The 13,303-nt window shown below is 43.8% G+C and carries 16 protein-coding genes; 8 read left to right on the top strand and 8 right to left on the bottom strand.

Annotated features, from left to right (window positions below; translation table 11 throughout):
* Positions 1–9 precede the first annotated feature (9 nt).
* The 6 genes from LZD49_RS19770 to LZD49_RS19745 form a co-directional block, all read right to left on the bottom strand.
* Positions 10–1,170 carry an esterase gene (locus tag LZD49_RS19770; protein ID WP_234669304.1) on the bottom strand — a complete coding sequence of 387 codons (1,161 nt, stop codon included), beginning with the start codon at positions 1,168–1,170 and terminating at the stop codon, positions 10–12.
* 36 nt (positions 1,171–1,206) lie between these two features.
* The gene (locus LZD49_RS19765; protein WP_234669303.1) at positions 1,207–2,175 is read right to left on the bottom strand and encodes an alpha/beta fold hydrolase; all 969 of its coding nucleotides are present in this window, start codon (positions 2,173–2,175) and stop codon (positions 1,207–1,209) included.
* Positions 2,176–2,237: 62 nt separating this feature from the next.
* Positions 2,238–4,943, bottom strand: a complete 2,706-nt coding sequence (locus LZD49_RS19760; protein ID WP_234669302.1) for a PQQ-dependent sugar dehydrogenase — start codon at positions 4,941–4,943, stop codon at positions 2,238–2,240.
* Positions 4,944–4,975: 32 nt separating this feature from the next.
* Positions 4,976–6,286, bottom strand: a complete 1,311-nt coding sequence (locus LZD49_RS19755; RefSeq protein ID WP_234669301.1) for a serine hydrolase — start codon at positions 6,284–6,286, stop codon at positions 4,976–4,978.
* 137 nt (positions 6,287–6,423) lie between these two features.
* Positions 6,424–7,563 (bottom strand): glycoside hydrolase family 26 protein, encoded by a 1,140-nt coding sequence (locus LZD49_RS19750; RefSeq protein WP_234669300.1) that lies wholly within the window; start codon positions 7,561–7,563, stop codon positions 6,424–6,426.
* Between the two features lie 267 nt (positions 7,564–7,830).
* Positions 7,831–8,103: a hypothetical protein gene (locus tag LZD49_RS19745; protein WP_234669299.1), complete on the bottom strand. Its 273-nt coding sequence runs from the start codon at positions 8,101–8,103 to the stop codon at positions 7,831–7,833.
* A gap of 181 nt (positions 8,104–8,284) precedes the next feature.
* Here LZD49_RS19745 and LZD49_RS19740 point away from each other — a divergent pair, with 181 nt between their 5' ends.
* From LZD49_RS19740 to LZD49_RS19705, 8 genes are all read left to right on the top strand, one after another.
* The gene (locus LZD49_RS19740; protein WP_234669298.1) at positions 8,285–8,707 is read left to right on the top strand and encodes a helix-turn-helix transcriptional regulator; all 423 of its coding nucleotides are present in this window, start codon (positions 8,285–8,287) and stop codon (positions 8,705–8,707) included.
* Between the two features lie 65 nt (positions 8,708–8,772).
* On the top strand, positions 8,773–9,051 hold the full coding sequence (locus tag LZD49_RS19735; protein ID WP_234669297.1) for a type II toxin-antitoxin system RelE/ParE family toxin: 279 nt from the start codon (positions 8,773–8,775) through the stop codon (positions 9,049–9,051).
* 15 nt (positions 9,052–9,066) lie between these two features.
* Entirely contained in the window at positions 9,067–9,390 is a 324-nt protein-coding gene (locus LZD49_RS19730; protein WP_234669296.1) for a HigA family addiction module antitoxin, read from the top strand.
* 39 nt (positions 9,391–9,429) lie between these two features.
* On the top strand, positions 9,430–9,897 hold the full coding sequence (locus tag LZD49_RS19725; protein ID WP_234669295.1) for a hypothetical protein: 468 nt from the start codon (positions 9,430–9,432) through the stop codon (positions 9,895–9,897).
* The gene (locus tag LZD49_RS19720; protein WP_234669294.1) at positions 9,894–10,298 is read left to right on the top strand and encodes a hypothetical protein; all 405 of its coding nucleotides are present in this window, start codon (positions 9,894–9,896) and stop codon (positions 10,296–10,298) included. The genes LZD49_RS19725 and LZD49_RS19720 overlap by 4 nt, the downstream gene beginning before the upstream one ends.
* Positions 10,299–10,502: 204 nt before the next feature.
* Positions 10,503–11,258: a hypothetical protein gene (locus tag LZD49_RS19715; protein ID WP_234669293.1), complete on the top strand. Its 756-nt coding sequence runs from the start codon at positions 10,503–10,505 to the stop codon at positions 11,256–11,258.
* Positions 11,259–11,933: 675 nt separating this feature from the next.
* Complete coding sequence (locus LZD49_RS19710) at positions 11,934–12,194, top strand: hypothetical protein (protein ID WP_026632176.1); 261 nt, start codon at positions 11,934–11,936, stop codon at positions 12,192–12,194.
* The gene (locus LZD49_RS19705) at positions 12,176–12,457 is read left to right on the top strand and encodes a Txe/YoeB family addiction module toxin (protein WP_234669292.1); all 282 of its coding nucleotides are present in this window, start codon (positions 12,176–12,178) and stop codon (positions 12,455–12,457) included. Before LZD49_RS19710 ends, LZD49_RS19705 begins: the two co-directional genes overlap by 19 nt.
* A 15-nt stretch (positions 12,458–12,472) precedes the next feature.
* On the opposite strand, the gene LZD49_RS36120 is transcribed toward LZD49_RS19705, so the two are convergent.
* Together LZD49_RS36120 and LZD49_RS19700 are read right to left on the bottom strand one after the other, a co-directional pair.
* Complete coding sequence (locus tag LZD49_RS36120; protein WP_409021341.1) at positions 12,473–12,595, bottom strand: helix-turn-helix domain-containing protein; 123 nt, start codon at positions 12,593–12,595, stop codon at positions 12,473–12,475.
* Positions 12,596–12,650: 55 nt separating this feature from the next.
* A complete protein-coding gene (locus LZD49_RS19700; RefSeq protein WP_234669291.1) occupies positions 12,651–13,301 on the bottom strand; it encodes a DUF1349 domain-containing protein in 651 nt (216 codons plus the stop codon).
* Between the last annotated feature and the right edge of the window lie 2 nt (positions 13,302–13,303).

The following is a 13,303-nucleotide window of genomic DNA, read 5'->3' as shown; positions in this document are numbered from 1 at the left end:
ATTGATTGTTCATTTAAAAAGCAGTTGAGCGGTTTCCGTCAAATAAGTCCTGACGTTTATCCATGTGTGACCTCCTCCTGTGATCAGGCTTTTATAGTTGATCTTTTTTGCGGTGAGATAGTTCAAAAATGTCGCAACGTCATTGTACATGAAATCTTCGTTTCCTACACTTACCCACAGCAGTTTCAATTGTTTATTGGTGGCCTCCGCATTGGAAGTAATGGCTGAATAGGTGCCATCCAATTCACTTGTAGGTAGGTTGGCAGCATAGGCACAGATCCAGGAAAATTTAGCAATGTTCCAAAATGAAGTGCGTAAGGTTTGTCCCCCACCACGGGAAAAACCACCGATGGCACGACTGTCCCTGTTAGCAATGGTGCGATAGGTTTTGTCGACAAAAGGAATCACATTCTCTGTAAGGTCATCTGAAAATCGGCGCATTCTGACAATTCCATCCGGGCTGTCTCTTACCGGGTCCGGGGGCGTAGGGTCACCCTTTTGATGCGCCATTCTTGCTTCCATATTGCCATAGGGCATGACAACAATCATAGGCTTTGCTTTGCCTTCTGCAATCAGGTTATCAAGTATGAAGTTGGTACGGCCGACCTTGAAAAAAGTCTCTTCTGTATCTGTTGTCCCGCTTATTAAATAGAAAACCGGGTATTTTTTAGACGCATCTTTATCATAACCGGGAGGTGTATAGACAACCACTGTACCGGTTGTACCTTCAACAGAAGAATAATATTCGTAATTCACGGAGCCATGCGGAACGTCCCGAACAGCATGTATCAAGGGCGTAAAGCCGGAAACTTCAAATAGACTTGATTTGAAACGTTCATTGGGAGAAAAATCTTCATTTGCCGGGTCCATTACACTTACACCATCTACGACAAAATTGTAAGAATAAATGTCAGGTCGTACCGGGCCAACAGTTACACTCCATATGCCAATGCTATCTTTTATCATGGCAACGTTTGAAGCCCCAAACAGCCCACCTGCAAGCTTTACTTCCCGTGCCGACGGAGCCAGGTAACGAAATGTAACTTTCTTGTCGGCTAATACCTGAGGCGATACCACAAAAGGACCTCTTGGCGGCTGCGCCTTCCCATAAAAGAAAAGACAAAGCATCACCCAGGTAAAAAAGATTCGTGCAACAGTTGTACGGTGCATTTTATGTAAGTTATTTGAAAATCTTCTAAAACGGTTTCATATCTGTTTTAAAAACGCATTCAATACTTCCACCGTTTTCGCCAGCTTGTCGTGATGCAGATTGTGCCCTGCTCCATCAATATGGATCAATTTGCCGTTTTGCATGACGCGAGCCGCTTCTTCATTGGCCTTGCGTACTTCGGGCTTCGCATCTGCTTTTAGAATCAGTGACGGCACCTTGATTTTTGCGAGGGCATCTGCAGTACTCATCGTGCCTGTAAGGGCCTGGGCTTGCTCGGGCGTGTAAGGCCCGTGATATTGCTTTTTTGAGACTGCCCAATAATATATATCCAAATCAGCCCACAATGGATTTTGGCGCTTGCCTTTTGCTACAACCTCTTCAAATGGCGTATTATTCTGGGCTACTAGGGTATCCGGACTTTTGAACATATTGGGCCTGCGTACTTGCGCCGCGCTTGATTGTGCAGATGCAGTTTGACCTCTACGGGCAGTATCAGCTGCCGATGGTGCAGGCTGGGCTGGACGATTACCAACAAATGGATCAAGCATGATAATGGCTTTGGCCAGATCAGGATACTGCGCCCCTACCCGCATGACGGTGGCTGCTCCCATCGAATGCCCCATTAGTATCGGCTTGTCAAATTTCATGAACTTTACAAAATCCACTACGTCTTTGATCATCGTTTCGCCATTATCCGTTGCCGTAGGCGGATCGGTCAAACCGTGACCGCGTGCATCAATCATATAAATATCATAAGCGTCCTGCAATTTCAAGGTCAGTGTAGTCCAGCTAAGCCCGATGTCGGTATAACCGTGCACCATGACCATCACAGGTTTACCCGGCGCCGGCTTGGCGTGATAGTAATGCGAGCGTATTCCATTGACATAGGCATAACCATCGGTCCAGCCTTCGGGAAATTTCACAGATTGAGCATTGACGGATATCGTCGGGATTAGCACCGACAGCATCAGCATGGATAGATACTTTTGAGCTTGTGACTTCATGGTTAATTTCATTTGTGGTTTTATTTTAAATCATGGACAAAAAATGAAAGCACAAGATTGGTTTATCCACCTGCGCCAAACCGAATTGCTTTGATTCTGATTGGAGCGCCGGTAAAGACAAAATAAACATCCTTTACACCCGATGCTGCACCGGCAGCAATGTCAAGAATCATTTTATCACTGTATTCACCGGAAAACTTACCTAACAGAATTCCGTCTGCGCTGCCTGCATGTGCCTCGATTGTTCCGGAAGGAGGTGTCGGTGCATTACGCCCGGGAGCACGGATAATTTCAATTTGTTTGATGCCGGTCAGATCAGTTCCTTTAAGCCTGAAAGACGCGCCGGAATTCCTGACAAATGCCATGGTACTGTCATTGTTAAAACTTATTTCTTTGACCTGGTCGGCAAGAGTGACCGGCACTACTGGATTTCGAAGGATAACAGTTGCTTCCGAGGATTGGGAGGACGCTGTTTTTGTACCGCGATCGGCGTATGCGGCGCGGAATATGAAGCTGCCTTCCGTATCACCCTTAGGCACAGCCGTTGTATAAGTACCTTTTACAGGCAATGTTTTGGCTGGTTTCGGTGCATCCGACAAACTCATAATGTAGCGGACAATTCCTTTCACATCGCTTTCCGCCATGGTCGGGTGCGCTGGCATAAATGCGTCGCCCCAAACACCCGAGCCACCATTTAATATCTTCTTGGACAAACCTGCAACAGCGGTTGGATCACCCTTGTATTTGGCAGATATAGCCGTAAAAGAAGGGCCCAGCACCTTTTCTTTAATGGCATGACAAGCCTTGCAATCGCCATTATTGATCAGCGAAATCGCGGTTGCATATTGCGCCGAAGCATCCACACTCATTTGCTTTTGTGCGATCCGGGTTAAGTTAAAACCCTCTGACAGATAGTTGGTACTGACAGAAACCTGAGAAGGCGCTATTTTCTTGTTGGCAAGACTGCCATCTTCCTTGTCGCTTACACGCACCTCATAGTCAATGCTTTTTCCTGGGAAATAGAAGGTCGAGTTTCCTTTGGTAATTTTAAATTCGACCACCGGAGGTTCATTACCTGCTTTCATTTCAACTGATTTGCTATTTTTCTCCCCCGCTTTGTCCGTTACAGTCAGGGTTGCCTGATAAGTGCCCGGCGTGGTAAAAGTGATGGACGGATTAGCCTCTTTCAGTGTTTTGAAAACAGCATTGTTTTTCCTGACTACCCATTCATATTGCAGCGCGTCGTCTTCATCAAAGTCTTTTGTGCCTTCCGAAGATAGCGTGACTTGCATCGGAAGCGCGCCTGCCGTTTTACTGGCTGATGCCTCTACCAAAGGTTTTCTGTTCCCGCTGTTGTATTCGATCCGGATCAATTCTGCCTCCGGATTATCTTTAAAATACCCGTTTCCATATTCCAGCACATACAGGTCACCGTCAGGCCCGAATTTCATGTCAATCGGCCCTTTTAATTTCAAATCGGGAAGAAAGCGCTCCATCGATTTGTATTCGCCGTTTTCATCCATTTCCACCACATTGATCCAGCCCCGTACCCAGTCGGTGATGAACCATTTTCCTTCGTAGTAGTCGGGAAATAATCGTGATGCATTTTTGAAATCATCTTTCCTGAATACCGGCCCGCCGACTGCGCTGTTGCCCCCGCTTTCCATCAGCGGAAATTCCTGGCTTTGCGCTTTTGAATACCAGATAAATGCAGGCTGTGCAGCCGGAAGCTCTTTTAAGCCTGTGCTGTTTGGAGAATTGTTGACCGGATGGGCAGGGTCAAATGGTGCTCCGGAAACTTTGGTGGCGAAGTCATATTTCACGTAAGCCTTGTTATTGGCTACGAAATACGGCCATCCGTAGAAACCCGGTCCTTTGGCTCGGTTGAATTCATCATAGGATTGCGGTCCGCGTTTTTCGATGTCGTCACGCGACCCATCCGGACCTACTTCTCCCCAGTAGAGCCATCCCGTTTTCGAATCGATCGTTGGCCGCCACGGGTTTCTGTTGCCCATCGTGTAAATTTCGGGTTTGGTCTGTGGCGTTCCCGGAGGAAAAAGGTTACCCTTTGGAATGGTGTAGCTACCGTCCGGCTCAGGATGGATACGCAGAATTTTTCCTCTCAAATCATTCGTGTTCGGAGATGACTTCTGGGAGTCGCGAGGCGATTCTCCGGGTCTTTCGTCAAGAGGAGCAAAACCGTCGGAAGCACGGGAAAATGTATTGTCACCCGTAGTCAGATACAGGTTTTTGTCTTTGTCGAAAAGCATCCCTCCGCCTACATGGCAGCATTCTTCACGCTGAACGGGCACTTCCATAACCACCTTTCGCGAGCTTTCCAGTAACTCCTTACCATGCCACTCGTAGCGCACCAGCACGTTTTTCGCCTCGTCGCCAGCCAGGGAATAGTAAATGTAGATCCAGTGGTTTTTATCATAATCAGGATCCAGAATGACGCCCTGCATACCATCTTCCCCTTCGGTGACTTCTCCTGCTTTGTTTACATATTTTGTACTGACGGCAAACTCAGCCACCATTTCCATAGTCTGCGACTTTGGATCATAAACCTTCAACTTACCCTTCCGCTCCGCATAAAGTACCCTGCCGTCTTTTAAAATTTGAAACTGCATGGGCTCTTCAAGTCGTTGCGCAAGAACCACCTTGGTGAACCGGTTACTTTCCGGCTTTTTAGGTGTTTGCGCTAATAATGAGCGAATTGGCAGAAAGGCAATGAACAATGAGAAAGCCCCTAATAAAGGCTTTCTCAAACATTTTGTCAGGAAATTGTAAGTATGGAACATTATTTAAACAGTTGGTAGGCTTTACTAAGAAATGGTTTATACATCGGCTCGTGCTTCGGCATATTCAGGTAAAAAAGCACGATCATATTGTTTTCGGGATCGATGATATAATCCGTACCGTACAATCCTCCCCAGGCAAACGCGGTGTTGGAAACTTCCGGAACCGGTTTCTTTTCTGCATTGTAGAGTTCAAATCCAAGCCCGAACTGAAACCCCTTTCCACCGGAATTCTCGGCAGGCAGGCGGTTGACCTTTGTCATCAGTTCAATTGTCTCGGGTTTGAGAATACGCTTGCCATTGTACTCGCCTTTATTGAGCAGCATTTGGCAAAACTTGGCATAGTCGCCAATAGGTCCGTTCAGGCCAATCGCCCCTTCCGCATAAGTTTGAACCGGGCTGATCGTCGTTTCGCTGAACTTATTGGATTGCGGCACCAGTTTGCCATCAATGTCACTGTAAGCTTTGACGAACCGGTTCATTTTCGAGGGTTCATAATACCAGTCTGTTTCAGTCATCCCCAAAGGATCCAGAACCGTTGATTTTACATATTCACGCAGACTTTTGCCCGATATAAGCTCCACCATGTAAGCCAGCATATTCGTGCTGATATGGTAACTCCACTCGCTGCCGGGATCGAAGCCGAGCGGGTATTTTGCCAGCGCGATCATCTCATCTTTGAGATATTTCGCCGTGCCAGCCCCGCCTGTTCGTTGTCCCGGGCCTGCCGGTGGTGTGGCTCCTGAGGCCGCAGCAGCACTTTTTTTCTCCATTTCGGCGCGACGAGCCTTTCCGACCAGTCCGGCGCTGATTCCGGACGAGTGCGACATCAGATGTGCAAATGTCATCGGCGTCTTCACTGGCCTTGTTTCGAATGTTCCATCCTCATTAACTGAAACCGCCACTCTATCTGAAATCTCGGGGAAATATTTAGAAACCGGGTCATCGACCGAAACCAACCCTTTTTCCACCAGGGCCATAAAAGCCACGGTCGTCACTGCTTTGGTTTGAGAAAACAAGATATAGTAATCATCCACAGCGGCCGGCACCTTGTTTTCCACGTCTTTGTAGCCAAACGCTTTGTTGTACACGACATTCCCGCCTTTGGCAACAAAACCTACAATGCTGCTGGCTTTCTTCTGATCAATAAAACTTTGCAGCAGCGAGTCAATGCGGTTTGTTTTGTCTTCGCTTGTGCCGGTGGCTTTGAGATCAGCCTTGTAGTTTAATTCTTGTGGCGCGGGCGATTTTTGCTGGGCTATTGTGCTGGTAAATGCAGCCAAAAGCGCAATGCTCAAATATATTTTTTTCATAACTATAATTTTTAAATTGATAAAAACTATTCAGCAGCAGATAGCCTTTGAAATTCAGTGCCGTGTCAAAAAGCATATACATGTTGAAAACCCAAAAACAGATAAGACCTACCTATTACTAGAGGCCGTAAAAAGCGCTATCTGCCATATATGTTCTTCAAGTCGCTTTCAAACAGCGTGTATTCATTTTCATAAAACTTCTTGAAATCAGGTACGGCGGGATGCCCCGGAAACGGTGCGTAATAATGTGTTTCACTTCTGGTATCGTTGCGCCAGACAAGCACATAAGCCAGAGTCAACCTATTCTTTTGCAATACTTTAAGCAATACCTCGGTATACCAAACAGGATTTACAATGGATTCCAGACCTGTCTCGGTCATGGCAGCAAGCTTTTTGTTTTCCAAGGCAAAATCATTTACGATTTTGAGTTTTTTGATCGCTTGTTCCAGATTGTACTTCCCGTCGCGTCCCATGTCTCCGTAGTTATCCATCCCAACGAGGTCAACCCAGTCGCTGCCCGGATACCGCTCGGAAAATTCGGCTTTGCTATTGAATTTATTGTCAGGAGAAAAAGCATAAATCAGGTTATGCACATCCAGACTATCTCTAAGATATCCAGCCGTAAACTGCCATAATGATTTGAATTCATCCGGAGTGCAATGTGATTTGCCCCACCAGAACCAATCGCCGTCAAACTCGTGATAAGGCCTGAAAATAAGCGGAATAGCCTCTCCCCCGGCACCTTTCAGACTTTTAAACCAGCCTGCAAGACCTTGTAAAATGACCTTGTATTCCTGGTGGTTTTTACCTCCAGGAACAATGTATTTTACTGCCGGTAGCGAAACGGAATCTTTCCAGTAAAAACCGCCGCCCGATACTGGATTAGAGAAATGCCAGGAAATGGTTGTAATTCCTCCACGCGCGTAGGTATCGGTAACCAACTTTCTTAGACGGTCTTCACTCTTTTTTATCGATTCCTCAGATCTTCCCGTTAGTGGCGCAATGTCCACACCAATTACTGCCGGGTGTGAGCCAACAACTGATTTTACGTCCGATCGTCCCGGTTCGTCACGCCAGCCATGTCCGTAATCCGTAGCATCCTGATGTCCAAAAAGTGTATGTTTTTTGGCTAACTCATGCATATTGCGGTAAAGTGCGGCGGTTTCCCGTGTTGCTTTGGGATCAATTAGTTTTTGAGCCCAGGACAGCGAGCATGATGCAATAAAGAGTGCAGCGAAAGCAATTGCTATTTTGTTGATTTTGAAATTAATGTGCATTTGAAATTAGTATTGCTGTATTGAGATGAGTTCTTTGCCCTGGTAGAAAACCGTTTTTTTATCCGATTTGCCGTCACCATCATAAATAGCTTTAAGCTTGGGAATTATTTAACGGAAGGGATAATTGGGAATAGAAAAAATAGAACTTTTTATTGCAAAAGTAGGACGGATGAGAATGCAGATGGATTAAGGAAAACCCTACATTTTCAAAACTTAGGGTTTACCCTTAAAGTCAGTCCAAGAATCCACTCACGATATTCTTCGCAATCATTTCTTCGTCATCGCCCCTATATCCCGGAAGAAGAAAACCAGCTCCTTGAAACTTACGAACCGATTATGTCCACGTGGATCATACCCAGCTTCCTGGCTGAAGAGCGTGAAGCCGGTGTACATATCCCAGAGATCTTCGATCCAGGTCTCGGCATCACTTTGGCTTAGCAGATCCCTAACTTTCCGGCCGTATGCCCTGTAAAGACGGTCGGATTCAGAGTCTTCGGGCTCCTCAGAGTGCAGACTACGCGTCTGCGGCAGTGTGTCCATTTTGTTGATTTTTAGAGTGTGGTACAAATTCTTGAATTACGTTTTCTGCAAAGCACAGGCCGCCTGCGCCTGTTCGCAACACAATCCTACCGGTAACATACATCGCCAAGCCAGTAAGATATCCGAGCACTTCCCGGCAGATTTATATAAATTGCCTTTTTTAACCAAACACCCTTTCCACATGGCACATACTACCTCCAATCCAAAGATCCACGAAGGACGTAACTTGAAGAGATTCAGAGAATTAATGAGTCTTAAACAGGACGCGCTGGCGTTTGAACTCGGAGAAGACTGGAACCAGCAAAAAATCTCACTCCTCGAACAAAAAGAAAAGATCGATTCCGACATTTTGGAGCAAGTTGCGGCGATTCTCAAAATTCCGGCTGAGGCGATTCGGAATTTTGATGAGAATCAAGCAATCAACATCATTACTACTACTTTCAATGATCAGGCTGTCGGAAGCTCTGTGAATTATGGGACTATTCAGAAAGATCCAATTGATAAGTTAATGCAGCTTCATGAGGAGAAAATTGCTTTGTATGAGCGGATGTTGAAAGAGAAGGATGAGATGATGGGGCGGTTGGAGCGGTTGATTGGGAGGTAGCAGTAAAATAGCACACTATTAAAAAAACAGTTGACACGTGACACGTTTCGTGTTGCATTCATGTTATGATTGTAAGTTACCGACATAAAGGCTTGGAGCTTTATGCGACCAAGGGCGACCGTTCAAAGTTACAGCAAAAGCATATCCCTAGAATAAAACTGATTTTGACCCGTTTAGATGCGGCCAATGCACCAGAGAAAATGAACGAAGTAGGGTATCATTTTCATGCCCTGAAAGGGGATTTGAAAGGGTTTTATTCGGTCAAAGTATCAGGAAACTGGCGTATTATCTTTCGTTTTATTGGAGAGAACGCCGCAGATGTTGATTATGTAGATTATCACTAAAAAGGAGGTACTATTATGGCTTTATTTGATCCAGCTCATGCGGGCGAACTTATTCGAGAAACCCTTGACGGGATTTATGAGGAAACAGGGCAAAAACTTACAGTTGAGCAGGTTGCCGCAGTATTAGGGACAACCCGTAAAACGCTGTCTGCGATTATCAATGGAAAATCTGCGGTGTCGCCTGAAATGGCAATCCGTTTAGGTGCGGCATTCCCTAATACGGATGCCGAGTTTTGGTTATCCGTACAGAAAAATTATGATCTTGCACAGGCTAGAAAGCGTGTAGATGCATCTAAAATTCGTGTAATATGGGAGCCGAAAGCATTGCAGCCTGCGTAACATCGCACAAGATTTATTAATAACGACTAAACGTTGACCATGATCGCGACTAAGCCAAATATTCATAGACTCACCCAGGGACTAAGAAAGGCTGTATCTACTACGGCAACAATAAAAATTGTAAAAGATCAGAAAGATCTGGTTTCCTCCATCAGTCTGGCAATTAATAAGTTACAAGCCGGTCTGACAAGAAAGACTGCAAGCGCTAAAACTGTCAGCACCTACCTAGCGGAACTCACGTGGGTCGATATTTCGGATGAAAAAGTAAGAGAGACAATCGTCGGATTACTCGACTCCTCCCAAATCTGGTATAATTTGGAGTTGGAATACATTGAAACGATTCAACCTGTAATTATTAATGGGATTGCAGCAAAGGAATTCAAGGCATACAAAGAATCAATTGAAGAATTAGGTGAAGCGATTTCTGATCTAAAATCCGCAGTTATTACATTGCCTAGTTCCAAAGAATTTAATGATGCAATAAATGAGCTTTCAAATCTTTTATGAGAATATTCTGCACCGCTGAATTTGAGAAAATATTCAAAAAGCTTAGCAAGAAGAATGCTTACAAAGATTTGGAAAAAGAAATTGTCGATTATTTCTTCGCAGAAAAAATAGATTTCTCGGGTGGTAAACGTTTGGGAGGCCATGCCGAAAATCCGTATATCAAAAAGCGTCTGGGAGGATCTGGCGGATACCGCACCTATTTTTACGTTATCGTAAAAGACGATAACCTATATTTAATGTTCCTCCATCCAAAAACCGGCCCCGACGGATCCCCAAATATCATGGACGACGCCAAAACACAACTTCTTAAAGACTTGATTTCAGATATTAAATTGGGGAGATTGCTTTCAGTAACGAGGCATGAAAGTAAGAAGCAGCTGATATTTAGTGCGGTTGGTTAGGTTGTATGTATACACCAGAACATCAGATGTAAAGAGATAGAAAAAAAATAGGGCCTGGCTACGTGCATTACAAATTCATTCAGAAATTTAAAATTATCCTAAATATTATTCATTTGACTCAATAGTATCCCTCCTATCATAAATGCTACCTTTATCATGACGGTTCCTACTAGATTAATTGTATTTAGCGGCTCATTTTTAACTATGGACGATCAAGCCCTAGATATCGAAGAGTTCCAAGACAAGATACCTGAAAGTACATATTCAGTAGTCGAAAACAAAAAAATTCATAGTTACACTCTTAACTATTACAAACATTATTTAAAAATAAAATTTGGAGACGGCTCAGCTATGCCTCGAAATCCGACAGTCATTAACATCAGCACGAACGAAGCTTTGCCAAATCCAAGACAAGCTGATCAAGTTGAACAAAAAGAGACATTTGGGATCATCGATTTTAAAACTGGATTTCTTTGGGTAAGCAATTATAAGAAAAGGAACGCACTTTTAGAATTTCTTAGGCAAAATTTCAGAGGTAAAAAAATTCTATCAAAAGATGTATACAGTGAGGAAAAATTCATTCAAGCAATAAAGAAGCTTGACAATATTAAACTCTCTGCCACGCCAAATTTATTTACTCAATCCAACACACTCTCAGGAGTACTAAGTGATGAAATAAATGGATATGAAGCAACTACTGCAATTTTAAGTTTCCAGTACCATGACAAATTTGTGGGCAGAAATCTCACTGAAAAAATTAAATCTATATTTAATAACAGGCTCAACTTTACAGGTATTGTTATATCCGGTCGTGATGAAAAAGATTTAGGTATGCTATTTAACCCCGAGGGATTCTTTCGAAAGATAGAATTTAAAGCAGCAATTGACGAAAATGAAATGTTTCTCGCTGATGAATTATTTAGGCAAGTGATCACTAAAATTGAAAATGAAAATACTTAGAAGTGTTATCTTTATCTTGATATCGACAATATTGATCTTTCTATTATTGACTAAATGGAATTATGACAATGCAAGTGCTTTCGATACGATAGCATCGATTTTATCTATTACTACGGGATTTACAATAACGGCTCTTTCAATTATTGCTACATCGCCTTTTTCATCACTACTTTACAAGTTGGAAGATGAAAAAGATAATTCGAGGACTTTACTACATACACTTGTGGCAGAATTCAAGAACTCTATGTATCTGTTTATTTCTACAATTACACTTATATTAGTCCATAAATTTTTTCTATTTTCTCAGAATACACTATTTGATCTTAATAGTTGTCCTATTTCATTATTTACCATATCTAAGTCTATAATTTGGTATCTCACGACATTGTCAATTATCTCATTTGTAAGGTTGTTTAGCAAATTTTCACAATTCGTAGTTAAAAGTGCTGCTCCAAAGCATAAATAGATTGTTTGACTTAAATAGCACTAGGTTTCAAATTCCCGTATTGATCTTTTTGACATGCGAGAAAGTTGCCCAACGAACACAAGACATATGTTCTAGCACATCGCCGCGCAATACTACCATCATCATGGTGAACTTTCAGTTTTCCTTCATGCTATTTTTCGCAGAACTACAAAACTCCCCTATCTTTGTGTACACAAAACCGTACACCCATGAGAATTATAACAGCCAGGGAATTTCGGGGGAAACAGAAGGATTATCTGGATCTTGCCGAGAAAGAGCGGGTGATCATCCACCGGGGAAAGAATAAAAAGTCAGTTTTACTCACGCCAATTGATGAAAGTACTGAAACTGATGTCTTTTTTTCGGACCCGCAAGTATTGAATGCCATTAAAGAAGGTATTGAAGACGTGAAGGCTGGAAGAGTGACTTCCATTCGCGATCTTAAAAATATATGGGCAGATATTCTGTAACCTTCTCTGACAGAGCAAAAAAGGACCTTTCATTTTTACATAAATCCGGCGGCAAGTCACTCGTAAAACGCATTGAACGCATTTTCGAGGAGCTTGGTGAAAATCCTTACAACGGAATTGGCAAGCCTGAGCAACTCAAAAATAATCTTTCCGGACTATGGTCGCGGCGCATTGATAAGAAGCATTGCCTTGTTTACCAGATCATTGAACAAACTGTAACTGTTTTTGTGATTGCCGCAAAAGGGCATTATGACGATAAGTAGTTGGATCGCAATGAGTCACCCAACCCTCACCCCAATGAACTCAACCCCCAAAACCTCCTCAATCCGCACAATCGTCTCAATTGTAAAATTGCTATTCCCTTTCACCCAGGAATTCACGGTTTGAGGCGCTACGTGCAAATGCCCCTAACGTGAACAATGTATTATCCGCCTGCTATTTCCACGAAACATTGGGTCAGGGCTTAGCCTGAACGATTTGAACATTCCTGATGATTGCTTCTTCTACTTTTTCAGGATTATGGGAACAGATATACAAACCCACAAAAAGTGGCGTGGGTAAGTCGGGCATGTGATGCGAGCCAACAGTCTGCAAGGCTTCCCCTTTTTTTGCGACCCGCATGGTATACTCATTGCCTTTGCGCTCTACCTGGATTGTCTGAATATTTTTTTGGGGACTAAAAATTTCGTCTTCCGGATCACGCATCGCCATGCCTTTCTTCACCCGCCACTGAAATACGGTCAAGCCATCGCCATGCGCTACGGCACTGATGTGCGCGGCATCATCGGTCAGTGATTCACGAACCATCCAGCCCACTTTTCGATGCGGATCTGTACCGGCTCCTACAAACTCAAAATCGGCAGTTACGGTAAAATCACCACTTATTTTTTTGAACAGAAACTGAAATTCATCCCGCGCAAACCAAATGTTGTATCCGGAACCTTTCAACCTGTATTCCTTGGTCGCCGCGTTATAAGTTGATGAGCCGGCCAGTTTGGGCTTGCCAATGTCCTGATTGTGCTGGAAAGCACCAGTTGGATTGTCGGCGGTGAAGCTGATGGAAATACCGATCGCTACGAAAAAGAGAAAAAAGCGTGCTGTACGCATAG

It is taken from the genome of Dyadobacter sp. CY261, assembly GCF_021440085.1.
GTDB lineage: Bacteria > Bacteroidota > Bacteroidia > Cytophagales > Spirosomataceae > Dyadobacter.
The sequence above is the reverse complement of the archived record's forward strand: the minus strand, read 5'-3'. Positions and strand labels throughout refer to the sequence as shown.